At 56.0% G+C, this 19,948-nt stretch carries 19 protein-coding genes; 13 read left to right on the top strand and 6 right to left on the bottom strand.

The features are described 5' to 3' along the window. Positions 1-10 precede the first annotated feature (10 nt). From Pla52nx_RS20210 to Pla52nx_RS20200, 3 genes are all read left to right on the top strand, one after another. A complete protein-coding gene (locus Pla52nx_RS20210; RefSeq protein ID WP_146520514.1) occupies positions 11-394 on the top strand; it encodes a group I truncated hemoglobin in 384 nt (127 codons plus the stop codon). Beyond that, positions 395-811 carry a methyltransferase family protein gene (locus Pla52nx_RS20205; protein ID WP_146520515.1) on the top strand — a complete coding sequence of 139 codons (417 nt, stop codon included), beginning with the start codon at positions 395-397 and terminating at the stop codon, positions 809-811. It begins immediately after the preceding gene. A 257-nt stretch (positions 812-1,068) separates the two neighbouring features. Further along, positions 1,069-1,539, top strand: a complete 471-nt coding sequence (locus tag Pla52nx_RS20200) for a hypothetical protein (protein ID WP_146520516.1) — start codon at positions 1,069-1,071, stop codon at positions 1,537-1,539. Positions 1,540-1,660: 121 nt separating this feature from the next. Here Pla52nx_RS20200 and Pla52nx_RS20195 read toward each other — a convergent pair whose 3' ends face one another. Then, on the bottom strand, positions 1,661-2,659 hold the full coding sequence (locus Pla52nx_RS20195) for a 2-hydroxyacid dehydrogenase (RefSeq protein WP_146520517.1): 999 nt from the start codon (positions 2,657-2,659) through the stop codon (positions 1,661-1,663). A gap of 190 nt (positions 2,660-2,849) precedes the next feature. Here Pla52nx_RS20195 and Pla52nx_RS20190 point away from each other — a divergent pair, with 190 nt between their 5' ends. From Pla52nx_RS20190 to Pla52nx_RS20180, 3 genes are all read left to right on the top strand, one after another. After that, positions 2,850-3,950 carry a hypothetical protein gene (locus Pla52nx_RS20190; RefSeq protein WP_197454652.1) on the top strand — a complete coding sequence of 367 codons (1,101 nt, stop codon included), beginning with the start codon at positions 2,850-2,852 and terminating at the stop codon, positions 3,948-3,950. Between the two features lie 2 nt (positions 3,951-3,952). After that, positions 3,953-4,981 (top strand): endonuclease/exonuclease/phosphatase family protein, encoded by a 1,029-nt coding sequence (locus Pla52nx_RS20185; RefSeq protein ID WP_146520519.1) that lies wholly within the window; start codon positions 3,953-3,955, stop codon positions 4,979-4,981. Between the two features lie 591 nt (positions 4,982-5,572). Beyond that, the gene (locus Pla52nx_RS20180; RefSeq protein WP_146520520.1) at positions 5,573-7,480 is read left to right on the top strand and encodes a M48 family metallopeptidase; all 1,908 of its coding nucleotides are present in this window, start codon (positions 5,573-5,575) and stop codon (positions 7,478-7,480) included. Positions 7,481-7,518: 38 nt separating this feature from the next. On the opposite strand, the gene Pla52nx_RS20175 is transcribed toward Pla52nx_RS20180, so the two are convergent. After that, on the bottom strand, positions 7,519-8,682 hold the full coding sequence (locus Pla52nx_RS20175) for a hypothetical protein (protein ID WP_146520521.1): 1,164 nt from the start codon (positions 8,680-8,682) through the stop codon (positions 7,519-7,521). A 317-nt stretch (positions 8,683-8,999) separates the two neighbouring features. Here Pla52nx_RS20175 and Pla52nx_RS20170 point away from each other — a divergent pair, with 317 nt between their 5' ends. The 5 genes from Pla52nx_RS20170 (at position 9,000) to Pla52nx_RS20150 (ending at position 13,430) form a co-directional block, all read left to right on the top strand. After that, positions 9,000-9,617 carry a LemA family protein gene (locus tag Pla52nx_RS20170; protein WP_146520522.1) on the top strand — a complete coding sequence of 206 codons (618 nt, stop codon included), beginning with the start codon at positions 9,000-9,002 and terminating at the stop codon, positions 9,615-9,617. An 81-nt stretch (positions 9,618-9,698) separates the two neighbouring features. Further along, a complete protein-coding gene (locus tag Pla52nx_RS20165; RefSeq protein ID WP_146520523.1) occupies positions 9,699-11,768 on the top strand; it encodes a M48 family metalloprotease in 2,070 nt (689 codons plus the stop codon). 233 nt (positions 11,769-12,001) lie between these two features. Next, positions 12,002-12,511 (top strand): YkgJ family cysteine cluster protein, encoded by a 510-nt coding sequence (locus tag Pla52nx_RS20160; protein ID WP_146520524.1) that lies wholly within the window; start codon positions 12,002-12,004, stop codon positions 12,509-12,511. Positions 12,512-12,779: 268 nt separating this feature from the next. After that, on the top strand, positions 12,780-13,166 hold the full coding sequence (locus Pla52nx_RS20155; RefSeq protein WP_146520525.1) for an HU family DNA-binding protein: 387 nt from the start codon (positions 12,780-12,782) through the stop codon (positions 13,164-13,166). 45 nt (positions 13,167-13,211) lie between these two features. Further along, a complete protein-coding gene (locus tag Pla52nx_RS20150; protein WP_146520526.1) occupies positions 13,212-13,430 on the top strand; it encodes a hypothetical protein in 219 nt (72 codons plus the stop codon). On the opposite strand, the gene Pla52nx_RS20145 is transcribed toward Pla52nx_RS20150, so the two are convergent. Further along, positions 13,423-14,397, bottom strand: a complete 975-nt coding sequence (locus Pla52nx_RS20145) for a tetratricopeptide repeat protein (protein ID WP_146520527.1) — start codon at positions 14,395-14,397, stop codon at positions 13,423-13,425. The genes Pla52nx_RS20150 and Pla52nx_RS20145 overlap by 8 nt on opposite strands. Before the next feature lie 61 nt (positions 14,398-14,458). Then, positions 14,459-16,135 carry a dihydroxy-acid dehydratase gene (gene ilvD / locus Pla52nx_RS20140; RefSeq protein WP_146520528.1) on the bottom strand — a complete coding sequence of 559 codons (1,677 nt, stop codon included), beginning with the start codon at positions 16,133-16,135 and terminating at the stop codon, positions 14,459-14,461. 168 nt (positions 16,136-16,303) lie between these two features. On the opposite strand from ilvD, the gene Pla52nx_RS20135 reads away from it, so the two are divergent. Next, on the top strand, positions 16,304-17,086 hold the full coding sequence (locus Pla52nx_RS20135) for a 3-keto-disaccharide hydrolase (protein ID WP_231742028.1): 783 nt from the start codon (positions 16,304-16,306) through the stop codon (positions 17,084-17,086). Between the two features lie 7 nt (positions 17,087-17,093). Then, a complete protein-coding gene (locus tag Pla52nx_RS20130; protein ID WP_146520529.1) occupies positions 17,094-17,732 on the top strand; it encodes an HAD family hydrolase in 639 nt (212 codons plus the stop codon). A 39-nt stretch (positions 17,733-17,771) separates the two neighbouring features. On the opposite strand, the gene Pla52nx_RS20125 is transcribed toward Pla52nx_RS20130, so the two are convergent. Further along, positions 17,772-19,277 carry a hypothetical protein gene (locus tag Pla52nx_RS20125; RefSeq protein ID WP_146520530.1) on the bottom strand — a complete coding sequence of 502 codons (1,506 nt, stop codon included), beginning with the start codon at positions 19,275-19,277 and terminating at the stop codon, positions 17,772-17,774. Positions 19,278-19,521: 244 nt separating this feature from the next. After that, positions 19,522-19,932 carry a flagellar protein FliS gene (locus Pla52nx_RS20120; protein WP_146520531.1) on the bottom strand — a complete coding sequence of 137 codons (411 nt, stop codon included), beginning with the start codon at positions 19,930-19,932 and terminating at the stop codon, positions 19,522-19,524. Between the last annotated feature and the right edge of the window lie 16 nt (positions 19,933-19,948).

The following is a 19,948-nucleotide window of genomic DNA, read 5'->3' as shown; positions in this document are numbered from 1 at the left end:
ATCCATCGACATGACCGACGACGCGAGAGTACTTTTCGACCGCCTGGGGGGAACCGCAGCCGTCGCAAAAATCGTTCAGGAAGCCTACGACCGCATCATGGACGACCCCATGTTGTCGCCGTTTTTTGCCGATACGTCGATGGAGCGACTCAAACACATGCAGTATCAGTTCTTGGCGGCCGCGTTCGACGGCCCCGTCGCGTACTCCGGCGCAGAACTGACTCAGGTGCACGCCGGTCGCGGGATCACCGCTCGGCACTTTGCCCGGTTCTGTGAGCACTTTGCCGACGCCATGCAATCTCATGATGTGAACCAAAAGGACCTGGATGACGCGTTGGCTCGACTGGCAATCTACAAGGATCGGGTCACCGGCGATACGAACGTGGGTGGCTGAATGCTCGTTCTGGCGCAGTTCGTTCTTTCTGCGGTGATCGTGTTGTCCGCAGACTGGCGGCATCCTGACCCGATCGCACTCGGACTCAGCCTGCCCGGTGCGTTGATCGCCATCGCGGCATGGTGGGCGATCGGCTGGAGTCGAATCCGTATCCAGCCTTCGCCCACCCAGCGAACCGTCCTGACAACACACGGACCCTATCGATGGATTCGCCATCCCATGTACACAGGTCTGCTGCTGTTCACCGCAGCACTGCTGTTGAGCCCCCTCTCCGTCTGGCGAACAGTGCTTTGGTTAGTGCTGCTGGGCGTGCTGATCGCCAAGCTACTTCACGAAGAGGCCATGCTGAGAAAGCATTTCGAGGCGTACTCCTCCTATCAGCAGAGCACCTATCGATTGCTACCTCTGGTCTGGTAAGGAGGATGCCTTTGTTGGCGCACTTCGTAATGGGCTTCGCCAGAATTATTACGCTTCGAAAACCGAAAGCGAGCGTCTTCGCACAGCTCTCCTTGCCTCATCCTGTGCAACCTCGCACACATACAGTTTTTGACGAATGCCTCTCGCTGAAATATCGCGTATTTCGTCATCCAAGCCATGATCTGGCTCGAAAGATGCCTGTGGTTTCTGCTTCAATGACGCTCCCCCGTTCCCATCTCAATGCATGAGGCTATGAAATGAGACTATTTTTGATTCTTGTGTCGGCGGTCGCACTGATCGGCTCGGCTTTCTTACTCACCAACGCCACCCAAGCGGATCCTCCTCCCGTGGCTCGCATCAACGAGTCCGAAGGTCTGTTGATGCGTTCAAAGCTCACGTATTCCCAGAGCGTCCTGGAGGGCCTCTTGCGTAGGGACTATCGAGCCATCCAACGTGGCGCCGTTGAGATGCGACACATCAGCGAAGCGGCAGAGTGGCCACGCCCACGTGACACCATCTATGAGCATTTCAGCGCCGAATTTCGTCGCCAATGTCGCCAATTGGAGGAGCTCGCGGAGAAACAAAATCACCAAGCGGCAGCGTTCACGTATTTGCAACTGACCTCGCTGTGCATCACGTGTCACGACCATGTACGTGACTCCGTCCGCGTGGCGAAAGAACCAGGCCGACCTGCCACCACTTTGATTCCCTCACAATGGCCTGAGTGAGCGGCAACAAGCGAATCTGGTTGTAGGTCGGTCACACTTGGCCGACATTGATTACTTTGACGGGCAAACAGTGCTCGGCTCTACCGTCATCAAATCCCCATCGACGAAATATCTGCTACGGCTATCCAGTCGTCGTGACCGCGTTGGGACAATTGCCGGTACTTTCCAGGTCGGTCAAGTTTTGCAGAGTCGTTTCGGCAATGCAGCTCAAGGCTTCTTCGGTAAAGAATCCTTGGTGGCCGGTGACAATGACGTTGGGAAAGGTCAGCAGTCGCGACAGCATGTCATCGGGAATGACTTGACTGGAGAGATCCTCGAAAAACAAATCGGCTTCTTCTTCGTAAACGTCAATTCCCAGGTGCCCGATCTTGCCGCTCTTGAGCCCGTTGATGACTGCGCCGGTATCGATGACCGCGCCGCGACTCGTGTTCACAATCATGACCCCTGGTTTCATCTTCTGGATCGCCGCAGCGTCGATCAAATGATGAGTTTGTGGGGTCAGAGGGCAGTGCAGCGAAATGACGTCGGACTCGGCGAACAGCTCGTCGAGCGAAACGTATTGCATTCCTAACCGCTCGCATTCCGGGTTCTGCTGGACATCGAATCCCAGCAGCTTGCAGCCAAATCCTGACATGATTTTGGCAAAGATCTCCCCGATCTTGCCGGTACCCACGACGCCGACGCGGCGGCCATTGAGATCAAACCCCAGCAGTCCCCCCAACGCAAAATTGCCGTCACGCACACGAGTGTACGCTCGATGGATCTTGCGGTTCAGGGCCAATACCAGTGCCGCGGTGTGCTCGGCAACGGCATGAGGTGAGTAGGCCGGTACTCGGACCACGGTGACGCCACACTCAGACGCCGCAGCGAGATCGACATTGTTGAATCCGGCGCAACGCAATGCGATCGCTCGTACGCCATGATCGGACAGAGTGTGGATCACGTCGCTGTCCAACTGATCGTTGACAAACGCACAGACGGCATCAAAGCCATTGGCCAATGCGGCCGTCTTGGCGGTGAGACGCGGTTCCAGGAACGTCAGCGTATGGGAGTGGTTTTCTGATGCGGCACGCAGAAACGACTCGTCGTACGGCTTGGTGCTGAACACAGCGATTTTCACAAGACGACTTTCAATGTGTTTGTTATCGACAGAGCTACCAGAGACGCAGGAGGTTATACCAGAATCGTCAACGTGTCTGGTCACACCTGGTGCTGTTTCGCCAATCGGATCTCGCCTTCGCCTAGAATGGGGTTATCATGCCAACTGCACCACCGTCACTTTTTCGATTCAATTCTTGGGAGTCTCTTGCGTGAATAGAATTCGCTTCATTGCCGCAATCTCGCTGTGCATTCCATTCGTCATCGCAGGGATTCATCCTGGGATCGCTCAAGATTCAGCGACTGCCCAGGATGGCTACCGCGTCTGGGCCGGCACCGGAGAGTCACCGCTGGCGTTGCCCGAAAAAGATCCAGTTCACGAGGCCTTGCCGCCGACGTCGACGCCCCTTGGTAACCCGTTCGGCATTGAGTGCTTGAGCCCGGACACGGTTTACTTGACCACAATCGACGATCACTCCGTTTGGCGTTGGCAGGAATCAGACAACGTTCTGCACCGAGTTGCCGGCAATGGCAAGCAAGGATATTCGGGCGACGGGGGGCCGGCCACGATGGCGACGTTCAATTGGCCCCACGAAGTCCGCTTGGACAAGAACGGCGATCTCTACATCGCTGATACACGCAATCACGTGATTCGGGTTATTGATGCAGAGACCGGAATCATTCGCACGATTGCGGGCGACGGACAACCGGGTTTTCAGGGGGACGGGAAATCCGGTGACGCCGTGAGATTCAGTCAGCCGCACAGCGTCGTGCTCGACGGGACGGGCGGTGCGCTGGTTGCCGACACGATTAATCATCGAGTCAGACGCATCGACTTGGCAACCGGAATCGTCACCACCTTTGCCGGAACCGGAAAACCAGCCTTGCCTACCAACGGTGCCGTCGCTTCGGAGACACCGTTGTTCGGCCCCCGTTCGCTCGCTGTTGACGATCAATACATCTGGGTCGTGCTCCGGGAAGGAAACAGTGTTTGGAGAATTGATCGCGAGACATCGAAAATCGAACACGTTGCTGGGACCGGGCAGAAAGGACACACCGGAGATGGCGGCCCACCGCTGCACGCGACCTTTCGCGGTCCCAAGGGAATCGCAATCGACGGCCAAGGACATGTGTTGGTAGTGGACACCGAAAACCACGTGGTCCGACGCATCGACTTAACCGCCAACACCATTGAAACGGTCGGGACATCGTCAAAATCCAACATGAAACGTCCGCACGGAATCGCTCCTTTCGGTGCCGAAGCCTTCTTGGTGGGTGACTCGGAGATGCATCGAGTGCTGTTGGGCCGGTAACCGTGAGCAAATCCACGACCGACCTCGCGGAAAATGTAGACGACGTAAAGACACCAGCCAGAGTAGGCTTCAGGGGCACCCTCGACGCGTTCATTGTGGTGTCGCTGTTGGGACTTGCTCTGAGTTGCATCTTCACGTTTTTTGCCCGCAGCTTTTGGTTGTTTGATCTGCTGGCCAACTTAAGAACGCAGCAACTCATCGCTGCGATCGGGATTGGCTTGCTGTGCTTGATCTTGCGTCGTTGGCGTGGCGTCGCGTTGGCGATAATGATCGGCATCCTCCACCTGCCAGCGTTTCAGTTCGCGTTTCCCAAACGCGGCGACAGTGAATTGTCAGACGGTCCACCGCTGCGGGTCATGACCATGAATGTGTTGACCCGAAACCAGAATCATGATGCCATCGTCGCCGACATCCGTGACGCCGATCCCACTGTGTTTGCGATCTTGGAATTAAGCGGTCCTCTCGCCCGCAGGCTCGAGAGTGAGTTCCATACCGACTACCCCCATCGCTTAGTACGCCCCAGCAACACGGGCAACTTTGGAATCGGCCTGTACTCATCGATTCCGATGAACAACTCACGAGTCTATCTGCACGAGAACACGGAGATCGAAACGATCGTTGCCGAGTTACCGAATCACGGGTGCGTTGTCATCGCCACGCATCCGTTGCCGCCGATGGGATCGTCCTTGTTTGCTGCTCGCAACCGGCATCTGGAGGAAGTCACGAAACTGGTTCGCCAGACCGACGAGAACTCGATGGATAAAAACTCCAAGATTCTGATGGGTGATCTGAATTTGACTCCCTGGTCTCCCGTCTTTTGGGACTTTGCGAAGGCCAATCATTTGCACCGTGCCATCGATGGATTTGACATCACGCCGACGTGGTATCAAGCTCGCGGTTTCCCGTTCGGCTTGGTCCTGGACCACGTGCTGACCACGGAGGACTGGCATTGCACCTCTCACCGCGTCGGTCCACGCATGGGATCGGACCATCGTTCGGTGACAGTCCAACTGCATCACGTCAGTGATTAGAACTCGTAGGTCATGCTCGGGACGTGCGGAAAATAAGTGTCGCGAAATCCACGTAGCAATCATCGCTCCGCGTGATTTTGGCAACGAGAGAGGACACTTATTCTCCAAACCGACCACGAAGTGGTTAAACAACATAGCCTGGGGTCGCGGCGAAGCCGCCGCTCCGCGGCTTGTTGGCGGCGTCGGGCGGTGTTCACCTGGGGCTCGCGCCCCAGGCTGTATGCTGTCGTCGCATCCGCGACTGAGGGGATTGCTGGGAACGTGAAAATGAACCGGCGATGATCGCTGCGCTCTATCACCGGCTACCGTCTGAGACAGCTTCACGGTCATAGACAGCAACAATTCTTTTCACGTCCCCTGCATGACGAAATACGGCACGCCCTTCGTCACGTTCGGCAGCCTGAATTGAACGAGAAAAACGAGTGGCATCCAGTGCCGTCAGGTTGCGATGGACGTTTTTTGTCATGCAGAGCATGACCTACCTGAACTTGGCTCGTGCTGCTGCCAAACCTGATAAACTAACCTTACGGCCAACAAATTGACTTGGAACGAGTCGAGCGAAGTACAAGAGATTTCCGGAGCGATGCGTCGATGTTCATTCGGTTCAAATGCGGTCAATGCGAGAAAGTCTTTAAGGTTGACGCAAAGAACGCGGGTCGCAAAACCAAATGTACGCAATGCCAAACGATCTTGGTGATTCCCGGTGTGCCCGCATCGGCGCAAGGCCGCACGCAGTCGTCGGGGCAAAATCCATCGGCACAACAGCCCGAGCGATTTGTCGGTGAGTCACCGCCATCCCAAGCGAGTCAGCCTCAGGAAGACGCGTGGTTGAATCAAGACAGCGGGACGCCCTCAACGCCAAAGCTTGAGGGCAGTTTGTTTGACAACCTGCCGGCGTTTGAACAACTGTCTGCGCCGGTTGCGGCGCCTCGGTCGGCGGATCCGATTTTTGATCAAGCACTTTCTGCGGCGGCGCTGGATGCGACCGCGCACTTGGAGGTTCCCGGTGTCTCCGCCCCTCATCGCGTGCCGGTTCATGTGCAGGATGCTGCAGCAGAAATGATCTCAGTACCTGCCTCTGCAGCCCCCATGTCGGGAGACATTGCCGATGTGCTCGGCAGCTTGGACCAAACCGTTGCGTCAGCGGTCGCTGTTCAACAGATGCGCAATCGAGCTGCCGTCGCTCCAAAGTTGACCGTTGTCCAGATTCAACAGTCCTTTGCCGCTGAGATGCCGCCGGTGGAAAGGACCAAGGAGATGGGGTCCAAGCTCGTCACGGTTTCGATGGCGATGTTGATTGTTCCTGCCTTGTTCACCCTGTTCGTGATCGCATCGAGCGTCATTCTGTTCTGGCTTTTCTTTCGCTGGCTGGGCAGCGAACCCTTCATGCTGCCGCATCCCGCTCTGGGAATGCTCTTCGTAGCCGCCTGCTTTTTGGTGCTCGCCTCATGGCTGCCGGTGTTCAACATGTTCATCGCGGTGATTCGCCTGATGCTGCATGGAGCCGGCGGTGACGAGCAATCCATGACGCTCACCCGGGAAAATCAACCTGTGATGTATGAGTTCGTGGACCAGATCTGCGACAAGGTCGGTGCGCCGAAACCGTCGCGAATCAATCTGGATTGTGAATTCAATGCTTCAGCATCACTTCGTCGCGGGTGGATGAGTTTTGGCAAGCCCGATCTGGTGTTGACATTGGGAGTTCCTCTGATCGCTGTGCAATCGACCCAGCAATTGGCGGTCGATATTGCACATGAATTCGGGCATTTTCGCCAAGGACGCGAAATGAAGGCGAGTTACCTAATCCGCAGCCTGACCGGATGGTTCATGCATTCGGCTTACGTGGGCATGGTTCGTGCTGAAATCAACTCGTACCTGATCGCAAATTCCGAGCACAGCAACAACTTCTTGTTGGGAATCATGTACGTGATCGGTTGGGTAGGACGCCGCATGATGTGGTACTTTGGACTGGCGGGGCATGCCGTGGCTGGGTCACTCTCCAGGGAGATGGAGTACGATGCGGATCGGCACGCGATCCATTTGGCGGGCACCAGGGCTTTCATTGAGTCCTCTGCCAATTTCGAACGCTACGGCGCGGCCTATCAAATCACGATCGAGAATCTCAAACAGCTCTTCCACGCGGGGGTGTTGGTCGACAACATTCCGCGATTCATGCTGCACATCGGCAGGACACTACCTGCAACAACGATCCAGCAAATTGCTGCTGAAACGGAACAACGCAAACAGGAGTTGCACGACACACACCCGCCGACGCGTGAGCGAAATGCGGCAGCGGCACAATTGAATCAGAATGGTATCGTCACCATCAATCGACCGGCATCAGATTTGATTCACCACTGGCAACAGCTTTGCAAAGACATCACGCTGGACTTTTACAGTCGTGTCACGGACCAGGAGATCCTGGCAGAACACACCACGCCACTGGAAAACGTCTTGCGGGATGAACACAAGCTGTTGTTGCAGAAGCAGGACTCGTAGGTCATGCAGAGCATGACCTAGCGGGACTTCTTAGCGGCTCACTTGCTTGCGTGCAGGGCGGCGGCGTATCCCAACACATCGTTGTGGTCTTGGCAGTACGCCAGGACAGCATCGTATGGGTTCTCCACACCGGCTTTTTTGGCTCGTCCCGCGATGTCCAGCAACAGGGGAACGATTCGTGCGCTGGGAACGTCGTCCGGCACCATTTCGATCGCTGCATCGATGGCTTCCTGATGCCGTCCGACCCGATCCAGCAGGTCGACGTAGGTTTCAATGGCGCCCGTGCCGTGTTGCTCGGCGTTGACCGAAGTCGCCTTGCGATGGAACAGTTTCAGGCCCGGCTCAACGTTTTCGCCACGTAGGATTCCGTAGAACGCGGCGTAGGCGGGATAGAAATCGACAAACGGTTCTTCGCCGGGATATTGGAACTGGTGATTCAATCGTTTACCGTACTGCGTCAACTCCCACGCTTTGTCGATCAGTTCCCTCTGGTTCAACACGGACGCGATGCGGACGGTGGCTGAGAGGTGGGTTGTATCCAAGTGGTAGCCGCCTTCCTCCAGAACCCACTTGCGCGTCGAGATCATGTCGTACAAGGATTCGTCGGGGCCGGGTGCTTTGTCCCGTTCGGTGATGTCTGCTCGGACCAGTTCGATCAGTTCGTTGTAGAAATGAAGCAGCAGTCGCTCAGCGGCGGCCTGTTGATCAGTTTTCCCCCTTTGTCCAACGGCTTGGTCAAACATGGTGATGCTGTTGCAGGTTCCCTGGTGATCCAAGATGGCTTGAAAACCGCGGCCGATATCGACACCTTCATGCAACAGGACCTGGATCATCTCCTCGTAGTTTTCATCTGTGATTTCGATCTTGCTGAACATCTCACGCGCTTCGTCCATGTCTCCGATGGGACGCAGGTAGGTCCAGCCTTCCAATACGCGTCCTTGATCGATCAGCATGCGTCCGGATTCGCGGCACGCGTTGAGCAACCCTGACTCCAATGCACGGTCGATGTCCTCGCTGCGACTTGGTTCGTTGTCTGTTGGATTCAAAGCCAGTCCGAGCCGGGCTCGAATCTGCATCTTCAACGCCTCGAACAATTCCATCGGCAGTGCCTGTGAACGAAAATACTCGACTGTTTGATCAAGGACTCGTTCTGGATCGTCGCCAGCGGACAGCAATTGTTCAAAAATGGCGGAGGAATTCATCGTCAGCAGAGAATGGGGGATGGCAGGCGGGAGGGTGGAAATACCGACGCAGTTGCGAAGGTAGGCCTTTAGGGTACACGTTCCCGAACCGATGACCAGCACCTGGCAGCGGTTGGATCGCCGTTGCGGTTGATACAAACGTCACAAACGTGGAATTCCATGCCTCTTACGTCCCCCCGGCCGGATTTCTGCTGCCCTCGGCGCCCGGAAAACCATCGATCCGATCCTAGGCTTGTGCTGTCAACCCTCTCCCTGATGAGCAGGCACGCGACGTCGATCGCAACTGCTCTTGCTCGAATAGAAAAGAGAATCCCGCCATGGTTCCTGGAATCGTCCTCGCTTGCGTTGCCGGAGTTGCACTCGGTCTCGCTGGATTTGTCGTCAAAATTTACAACCTGCTGGTCTCCTCCAGCCAACAAGCCACCAACGGCTTTGCCCAGATTGAAGTCCAATTAAAGCGACGCCACGACTTGATCCCTTCGCTGGTCGAAGCAACCCGCGCTTTCCTGGGGCATGAGCGTGAAACACTGGAGGCTGTCATCAAAGCACGTCAACAGGCGTCGAGCAATTTGGCCAACGCATCGGGCAACTTGACCGACGCGACGGCAATGAAAGGCTTGGCGACGAGCGAAGGAGCGTTGATGGGTGCGATGGGACGTTTGTCGATGGTCATCGAGTCGTACCCGGATTTGAAGGCCAATGAAACGGTCGCCAACTTGATGGAAGAGTTGACCAGCACCGAAAACCGCATTTCATTTGCCCGTCAGTTGTACAACGACTTGGCCACGAATTTTAACATTCAGCGTCGCTGCTTCCCAACAGTCGTCGTCGCGTCGTCGGTTGGTTTCGGCCAAGATCTGTCGATGTTGCAATTCGATGATTCGGCGGAGCTTCAGCACGCACCCAAAGTCGAATTGGTAGCCGCAGGAGTCTGAGCCCGGCGACTCAGGCGGGTCGGGGCACAGCCTCTGACTTGATTTCTATTCCGGCACCGTCGCAAAGCATGAGACAGCGTGATGCTTGATTTCTGGAAACGCAAGACGCGTGAGACGCGCGTCTCGGCTCGTTGGTATTCGATGGTGCTGGTCGCCCAAGCGATCACGGCGACGACGACCGGGATCGTTCTGGGATACATCCTCATGTTCTTGACGGTGGCTGCGATCGCGTTTGCGGTCGTTCAAAATGACGAAGCCCGGCGCCGCAGCGAAAATGTGGATGCTGTTTACAGCACCGAAGAACCACAATCCTGGTCACAATCAAATCGTGTCCACTCGGCCGGACAGTATCGCGATGCATACCTCGAGTTTGTCCACGCGTTTGATCAGGAGGTGCCGGTCTCCGAAAAATGCGTGGACCCGACGAAGATGCTTTGGTGCACATCACTGCTGTCGATCTTGGGCACATGGATGGCAATCGGTTTGGCGACGCGTTTCGAGCGGCGCCGGATCGAACGCGAAGGAGGCTGGGCGATCGGGTTGGCCGTGGGTGGTCATCATGTCGACCAGCCCTCCAATGCAGAGCAACGTCGGCTGATCAACATTGTCGAGGAATTGGCGATTGCCTATCACTGCGTGCCGCCCGCTGTCTTGGTGATGGAAGCCGAACCGGGGATCAACGTGTTCGCAGCAGGACTTGATCCCCGCTCTAGCATCCTCTGTGTGACTGCTGGAGCATTGGAGCATCTGCAGCGAGATGAACTGCAAGCCGTGATCGCTCACGAATACAGCCATCTTTCCTCAGGCGACACGCACTATGGAACCAAGCTGACTGCGATCCTGTACGGACTGGCGGGGATCGAATCCGTGTCCATGAATCTGTTCATCGAAGGCAAGCGGTTGTTGGACGACGAGGTCTCGCACACGGGGCTGGCAATTCTGTTCATGATCGCGGGCGCCGCAGTTTATCCTTTCGGGTTGGTGGGTGCGATCTCGGCGCAACTGCTGGCGATGGCGTTTGGCCGATCTCGCGAACGATTCGCCGATGCCAATGCCGTTGCCAAGACTCGCGACCCGCTCGCGCTCGCCTCCGCTTTGCGACGAATCGATGGGCACCGCGAACATGGTCGCATTCGACATCCACAAGCTGCCATTGTTGCCCCGATGTTGTTCGTGGATCGATTCATTCGACGAGGAATGCTTTCAACGCATCCGTCGATCGCCAGTCGATTGCAGGCGATCGATCCCAACGGTGAGCACTCACCTATCTATGCGCCTGTGGCTTCCAAAACAATTCGCCACGAGTCACCCCAGACGATGGCAGTGATGAGCAAACTTTTCGGCGAACAGATCGACCCCGTCGATAGTGGTCAGCCCTTGTCGTTTCGAGAGCCTCTGGCAACAGGTACGGAGCAAGTCTCTCAGCTCTCATCGGGGCTCGATGGCTTTTACGATTCGATTCCTCAGCCATTGATTGAATTCGCCTGCGTCCCCGCATCCTTGCCGATCGCCTTGCCGCTTCTGCTGGGGATCACTTTGGATGACCATTCCCATCAGGATGACATCGACAAACTGTGGCCGGTATTTGAATCGCTGGAGCCACAGGCCAAGTACGCGTTGCTGGCCGCGATCTGCGACAGTTCGGTCAACGCCACCGCCCAGCAGCGTCAGTCGGCGTTGGCGATTGTCGATCGCTGCATGCAATTGATCGATTCGTCCGACTGGCAGCGTTTGGGCTGGGCGTGGATGATCCGGCACTCACTGCAAGCTGCTGTGCCCGCTGACCCTCGCAAAGTTCAGGGTGATCTTGTGCATCACGCGCAAGTTATCCTTTCTGTGCTGTGTTGTTGCGATGGCGACGGAGCGCTCACTGATTTTGAATACATGCGTGGTTGGGGCCAGCTGGAAGTGGGCGATGCCGAACGCTTGCCACCTGAGGAATTGAGTTGGGCGGCATTTGAAGAAGCATTGAATGGGGTCTCCTCAGCACCAGCCCCTTTTCAGCACAAATTGCTCGTTGCAATTGCCAACACGGTATCGGGAGACCACGTGATCAGCCCTCAGGAAGCAGTGCTTGTGCAAGTGGTCCGAAAGATCCTGCGATGCAGCGAAGATTGGATCGCCCCCTGTACGTCAGGCTCCCCAGCCTGACGCGCCCCGCGTACGTCAGGCTTTCTAGCCTGACATGCCCCTGTGTATGTCAGCCTAGAAAGGCTGACATGCCCCTGTGTATGTCAGCCTGGAAAGGCTGACGTTTCGTTCGACAAGAGTCTTCTGCGAGTGCATGGTTTCATGGGGGCGACTTTCGCAACCGGGCCTGTGGTCAGTACAATCCCCTGCGTTGAACAAGCCGTCCACTACAGCACCTTACCGCACCTGCAGGCATGTCTGATTCTAAGCCATCCAAAGAGAACAAGTCCGGCGGCAAGAAGTCCGGTGGCAAGAAGGCAAAGGAGAAAGCCAAGGACGCCAAGAAGGCAGAAAAAGGGCCTTGGTATCGAGACGGATTGCGATTTGAGTGCACGCAGTGTGGAGCATGCTGCAGCGGCGAACCCGGATTTGTCTGGGTCGACGACGCTGAAATTGCGGCGATGGCAGCCGAGATCGGAATCACGGAAGAGGCGTTCGAGCGAAAATTCGTGCGACAAGTCGGGCGTGATCGCAGTCTGATCGAGTATCCCGATGGGGATTGCATCCTGTTGGATCCCAAGACTCGCAAGTGCCTCGTCTACCAGTCGCGTCCGATCCAATGTCGGACTTGGCCATTTTGGGATTCGACGTTGGAGAAAAAAAAGGATTGGAAGGAAACCTGCGAGGTCTGTCCGGGGGCAGGGCACGGTCGCCTGTACACGCTCGAGGAAATCGAGATCAGCCGCAGGCAAAAATCGGTTTAAGAAGGCTTTATCAGCCCGGTTGTACCTTTTGGACGGATTTTGCCGATTAGATCAAGCGTCCCGGTGGTTTGTGCCGATAGCAAGTTGTGAGACAGTTCGATCGGTTCCTCCTGGGGTCCCCAGGTTGCTTCCGGAGGCTTGACGCCACTCAACCGCTGCCCTAGACTGAAATTCGTTAAGTCGTAATTTCACAAGGGTTTACAGCGATTGCAACGCGAGGGTTTGACGCGGGAAACCGTGGAGAATCGCGTGTGGCGAGGAGTCATCGGTGACCAAAAAAGACATCGTACGAACGATTTCGGAAGAGGTCGGGCTGACTCAGCAACAGACGAAAGAAATTGTCCAGAAGACTTTTGATGCGATTATCGACACGCTTTTGCGTGACGGCCGCATCGAGCTGAGGAATTTTGGCGTTTTTGAAGTAAAGACGCGGGCTGCCCGACGGGCACGCAATCCGCGGACGGGCGAAGAAGTCACGGTGCCGAAAAAGCATGTTGTGACTTTCAAGCCAGGAAAGTATATGGAATCGATTGTCCAGAATCTGGATTTGGAGACGTTTGACTCCATTGACAGCAAACCGTCGAAGCCAAGCGGCACCAATAATCCCGACTCATCGGCCCCTCCAAATCACAGTGGTCGTTGGGACACGGACTGAAACCCAACCTATCCAGAGTCGATATCGTTCACGGAGGAACGCCCGATGCGTCGCCTGATGCAACTTTCATTCTTGGCCCTTTGCCTGAGCACCACGGTCGGATGCTTTGTTCCGATCTACTCACCTCGGCCGGAACGTCGTGTTCAGCAGTTGCTGTATACCTCCGAAGACATGCGGTCGCTTGTCGACGAGTGGGAGCGTTTTTGGCTGATCGATCAGCCCAGCCACTTAACGCCCATTCGGACGCACGGCGGGATCATGTAGTCCCGTCAGCTATCAGTTCTTGATAGTCTGAGGATTCGTGCAACGATTCGAAATCCGGATCGTTGATGACGTCGGCTACACGCTGCGGATTCTCAGCGATGATTTCTCTCAACACCCCGATCGCTCGATCGGGCTGGCCCATCAGGGACAATAGGCACGCGTAGTTGTAGCGAAAGTCCTCTGCCGTCCCCGTCTGAATCGCCGTCATGACTTCGTCGGAGACCACTTCGATCATCGGGTCATTGATCACATCGAGTTGCGTAACGGAGTCGCGGTGCACCTCGAGGGACCGCTCAAACCACTGCATTTTCTCACCGGGATCGTCCGTCCACTTGCCCACATCCATCAGGGCGTTGGCGTAGTTGTAACGCATCGAGAGATCCAAGCCATCAAGCTCGATGCCTTTCTCAAAGCAATCCACCGCGGTGAGAAAACCGGCTCGCTTTGCATCTGGTGACGAGTTGACGGCACGATGAGCGTGGCACAACGCCAGGGAAACCCACGTCTTTCCGCGCAGTTCTTCGTCCTCTGGCTCACAAGCTAACAACCGCTGCAAGTGATCGATCGAGTCCTCAAAATACTTCAGGCGTTCTTCTGGCGAATCGGCGAGCGTTCCTCGTCGAAACAGCACGCCCCCGAGCAAATCCATCAGATGCTGGTCTTCCTCGATCACCATCAGTTGTTTGAAGCGCCGGATCGCTTCATCGGCCATTTCGATGCGTTGCCCCGTTTCTTCGACGACGTCCAGCATCATGAAGCAAGCGAAGCCGTAGTGATAAAAAACCGTTGGGTTATCCGGTTGAATCGCCAGTGATCGTTTGAACGCATCAATCGCCTTTTCCAATTCCCCCGTAAAGGAGTCGTCTTGACGTTTCAACGCCGTTTCGATGTGACGCATTCCGCGTTCAGCGAGACGGTGTGCATCGGCAGCCGAGCGATTGGCGCCACCGGGGGAAAGGTATGCCACGGCGGTCCTCCTGGAATGGTAGATGAAATGGATTCTGAAGCACGTTGACAGCCGCGGAGCGTCACTCGTCAGTGACGCAACCTTCGCTGGCCGTTTTCACGCACTTGATGTATTTGAACAACGTCCCTCGGGTTGCTTTCAGTGGCGGGGCGACCCATGCATCGCGACGACGCTGCATTTCTTCTTCTGAGACATCTACGTCCAGACGATTGGTTTCGGCGTCGATGGTGACCTGATCTCCATCTTGCAACAGTCCCAGCGGGCCGCCCAGTTGAGCTTCTGGAGTGATGTGTCCGACGATGAACCCGTGGCTTCCACCGCTAAAACGCCCGTCAGTCAACATCGCCACATCGGAGCCGAGCCCCGCGCCCATGATTGCGCTGGTGGGAGTCAGCATCTCGGGCATGCCCGGGCCACCTTGTGGACCTTCGTAGCGAATGACAACGACGTCACCTTTGGCGATCTTCTTTTGCTCCAACGCGGCCAACATTTCTTCTTCGCTGTCAAAACATTTTGCCGGGCCGGTGAACTGCAGGCCTTCCTTGCCCGTGATCTTGGCCACCGCACCATCGGGGGCCAGTGATCCTCTCAAGATCCGGATATGACCGCTCGACTTGATGGGCTTTTCCACCGGTGCGACAATCTTTTGCCCTTCCTTCAGTCCCGGCAATGACTCCAGGTTTTCCGCAAGCGTCTTGCCGGTGACGGTCATGCATGACCCGTCCATGAAACCTTTTTCCAACAAGTACTTCATCACCGCGGGCGTGCCGCCGATCGAATGCAAGTCTTCTTGGACGAAACGTCCGCTGGGTTTAAGGTCAGCGAGATAGGGAACGCGGTCACTGACGGACTGGAAATCATCAATGGTCAACGGCACGTCAACGGCACGAGCCATCGCCAGCAGGTGTAGCACAGCGTTTGTGCTGCCACCCAACGCCATCACAGTCACCATCGCATTCTCAAATGCGGCGCGAGTCATGATGTCCTTTGGTTTGATGTCCTTTTCCAGCAGGTTCAGGATGGCAGCGCCGGCTTTGTGGCATTCGTCCTTCTTTTCCTGATTCTCGGCTGGGATGCTGGCCGAGTACGGTAACGACATTCCCAAAGCTTCGATCGCAGTGGCCATTGTGTTGGCGGTGTACATCCCGCCACAGGCTCCGGCTCCCGGGCAACTGGTTTGAACGATCTCTTGTCGTTCATCGTCGCTGATTTGGCCGGCGATGTACTGGCCGTAGCACTGAAACGCGCTGACGATATCCAGTTTCTCGCCGTTCCGAAAACCGGGTTTGATCGTTCCGCCGTAGATCATGATGGCGGGTCGGTTCAACCGTCCCATGGCGATCAAGCATCCGGGCATGTTTTTGTCACACCCGGGCAACGCGATCAATGCGTCGTACCACTGCGCGCCCATGATGGTTTCGATCGAATCGGCGATCAGGTCGCGGCTCTGCAGGGAAAAGCTCATCCCGTCGGTCCCCATCGAAATTCCGTCACTGACTCCGATGGTATTGAATCGCATTCCGACCATGCCAGCGTCCGTCACTCCTTTTTTGACTTCCGCGGCCAAGTCCAGCAAGTGCATGTTGCAACTGTTGCCTTCGTACCAAACACTGCCGATTCCGACTTGCGGCTTGTCCATGTCTTCGCGGCTCATTCCGGTCGCGTAGAGCATCGCCTGAGATGCTCCCTGGCTTTTCGGTTGAGTGATTTTGCTGGAATATTTGTTCAGCTGGGTCATGTTCGGTCAGAATCGTCGGTGTGGATGGAGTCAGTAGAAAATGCGGTCGCCGACCGGACGAAAATCAAATCGTCGAGTCAAGGCACAGACCAATCTTGAGACACAGATTATGATCTTCGAAGACACAAATCCATAGGACGCCCCGTAGGGCCATTCGGAGGTATCGCGATGTTTTCGATTTTCTCAGCCCCGTTACCCAAGAATTCACGTACATTTGCCCCTGTTTCTCGTTCCGTCGCGGTGCTCGGCGTCGTCATGCTTGCTGCCTCCACCCTCGTGATCGCACAGGACGCAAACGCACAGGACGCAAACACACAGGACACTCCCCAGACGGACGGGGCATCGAACGGGGCATCGACTGGGCAAACCGCCGGGAAATCCGCCGACGCGCCCTTTGTGACGATCTTTGACGGAAAATCGCTAGCCGGTTGGCAAGGAGACCGCGAGTGGTTTCGCGTCGAGGACGGGGCGATCGTGGCCGGCAAACTTGACCAAGACATCCCCAATAACTGGTTTTTGTCGACCCAAAAGCGATACGGCGATTTTGAGTTGCGTGTCGAGGTCAAGCTGGTCGGGCAAGGCAACAATGCGGGTGTCCAATTCCGCACCGAGCGGATTCCCGATCATCACGAAGTCATCGGCTATCAAGCCGATATTGGGATGATGGGAGACCGCTCGATCTGGGGTTCGCTGTACGACGAATCTCGTCGCCGTAAATTCTTGGCCGAAAACCCAGATGTTTCAAACGCTGCGTTGAAACCAGGTGACTGGAATGAGATCCGTGTCGTGGCCAAAGGACCCAAGATCCAGATCTTTCTGAACGGACAGCAGACCGTCGACTACACCGAAACGGAACCCAAGATCCCCAAAGACGGTGTGATCGCAGTCCAAGTTCACAGTGGAAAACCGCTGGAAGCGTGGTACCGAAACATCCGAATCCGGGAACTGTAGGCTCATCATGGCGGATGTCAGGTTTGTCTATTTTGACCTCGGCAACGTGCTGGTTTCGTTTGATCCCAAGGTCGCCTGTCGAAACGTCGCCGAGCGTTTTGATGTAACGATCGAGGCAGCCGAGCAAGCGATCTATACGAGCGGATTGCAGGATGAATTCGAGCACGGCAGGATCGACGGCCCGTCGTACGCGAAACGACTCGCCGAATCATTGTCCATGGATCCCAATCGCTGGCCGGTCAGCGATTGGCTGGACGCCATCAGCGACATGTTTGTCCCAATCGACGGAATGTGCGATGCATTCGATGGACTACTCGCACGCTATATCCCGTTCGGACTGCTTTCCAACACCTGCGTCGCCCACTGGGATTGGATCACGAGACAGAGGTGGGCTGTGACCGATCGCAGGTTTCACCCGATGATACTCAGTTGCGATGTCGGATCGATGAAACCCGATCCAGGCATCTACATCGCAGCGGAATCACAAGCTCATCGAGTCGCCCGAGTGTCACCGGGCGAAATTCTGTTCTTAGATGACCGCGAGGAGAACGTTCTCGCGGCGCTTCAACGCGGCTGGCACGCCGTGCAATGCATCGGTGGCCATCCGGCATGTGACGTTCTCAGAGAGTTCGGTTTGATCGATTGAGTGACGTCCTGAGTCAGCCATGACTGACGTTCATTCAACTCAAACCTTGGCGGCCATCGCAGGTTTTTCTCGTCGTGCAGAACTCGGTGAACTCTCGGTGATCGATTGCAACAGTCTCTCCAGTCGTTGCTGATCCTCCGCCGTCGACCCCTCCGACAGCAGTGATTGGATGGAACTGAGATTGGACTCCATTCGATGCACAATCGACTGTTCATCACCCATCGCACCACCCATCGCACCACCCACTGCATCGCAAAATACTTCCACGGCTTGTTGTTGATCCTGAACGATGGCGGACTCCACGTCGCTGATCAACGCGGAATCCACCTTCCTGGCCTGGATTGCAGCCTGGAACCGATCGGCCAGACGCCGCAAGTGCGGAGGTGTAGCGGCGTTGTGAATCCGTCGATCGACCATCATTGGTTTTGCTTGTACCGCTGGAGGATACGCTTTGCTCTTGTCTGCGACGCGTTTCTGGGCGGTTGGCAAGAAGAGTAGCCCACAGGCACCCAAGGCGATCAATGCGGCGCCGGACTGAATCGGCCAAAAGGTTGCCCAGGGTGTTTTTAAGTCCAGTGACGCAGACACCGTTTCGCCACGTACCAAGCGGCTAGCCGTTTCGTAGGGCAGCAAGCATTCGAACTCAGCCAATGCGACGCCCGGTTCCAGCGGCAATGGGTCACTGCCGTGGAAACGAGCACGCACTCGCCGGACTTGATGTGAACGATCCAGCATAATCACCATCGACTCATCTGGCGAAAGCGAGTTGGTCTGTGATTCCGGCAGCCGCAATCGAAATCGAAAGCCGGACTTGGGACCAAGGACAAGCAGTGGTTGGTCGTTGCCTAAAAATTCTGGAGAAGAACTCTGGTAAATGATGCGCCCATCACGAGGAGCTCGGACCGCCACAGAACTCTCGGCACGCTCGATCCGCTGACGGAGTTCTGTCAGTTGTTGATCTAAATCATCCAACTCCGCAGCCCGCAGATGTTCGGCACGCTCATGATCCCGCTCAACTTCTCGACTGAGCCTGGCGGACTCGATTTCTGCCGCCGCGATTTCGCGACGAACCTCTGCGATTGTCATTTCTAATGCCTGGACTTGCTTTTGAATGGACGCTCGCATGGGTTCCATCACAATCATTCCACTGAGTTCCTCACGCTCGGACAACCATTCTTGCAAGCTGTTACGCAGCACGCGCAGATCTGATTGAACAACGCGTTGCGCCGCCAAGAGGCCAGTATCGAGTTCCAAGGGTTTTAGTCCGAGGATCTGCTTGCTGCTCTGTAGCCGTCGGGATTTCTCCTTGTAGCTCTCGATCGCATCGTCGACTCGGGGGACAGAGAATTTTGCCAGGATGTCTCCCTTTTTCACGTCGCTGACCCGACAAATCGTCTGCAATTGCCCGCCGATGGGAGCACGCAAGGCAAAGAGCTGATCCCCATCGAGTGACCCGACAGGTCTGTGCGTTTGCCAAACTGTCCAAGCAACTGCGGATACTGCAACGCCGAGAATCAGAACACACCAAGCGGCTCGCCGAGCCATGATTCTTTGCTTCAGCGATCTGGCTTGGCTGGAACGATGTGAGTTGGCAAAGTGGTCGAGCATAGCGGCGATGCCACATCCTGAGCGAGTGTCTTGAAACGGTGAGGGCGAACAGACATTAGGGGAGGCCCAAGACGCAGGGTTCTGTCTGGGCAATGTGGAGTATCGGCAAGGCTCAGAAAAGAAGTGCGATCGAGTTAACCGTCACAGACGATTTGACCCGGAATGCCGCGGCGGTTTTCCCTCATGCGGTCGACTGGTAGGAGTCGTGTGACGCCATGGCTGGAATCTTTCCCTCTCGCTCCAGTTGGTTCGCCTCTTCGATGATGGCGGCAAATCCAGATCGCAATTGCTTCAGGATCCTGCTGGCGTCTGCAAAGCGACCTTCGCCGATCGATACGACCACAAAATGCAGAAGTCTCGCGACGTTGTAGGCAACCTCGTCTTCCTCCGGTTTCAGTCCGGCGTGCAAGGCGACAATCGCCTTTTGGCTAATGATCAAGTGCCGAGAAAACAAGCTGTTGTCGCCGTTGGCCAATGCGTCGCAACAGATGTCCAGAGACGCGATGGCGCGATCGTAGATTTGGACGAGCATCTCGATGCGTGTCCAGCCGCCGCTCAAACTTTGTTTTCGATAAATCCCTAGCTGACTCATTTTCGATCCCTGAATT

This window comes from Stieleria varia, from assembly GCF_038443385.1.
GTDB classification, from domain to species: Bacteria; Planctomycetota; Planctomycetia; order Pirellulales; family Pirellulaceae; genus Stieleria; species Stieleria varia.
The sequence above is the reverse complement of the archived record's forward strand: the minus strand, read 5'-3'. Positions and strand labels throughout refer to the sequence as shown.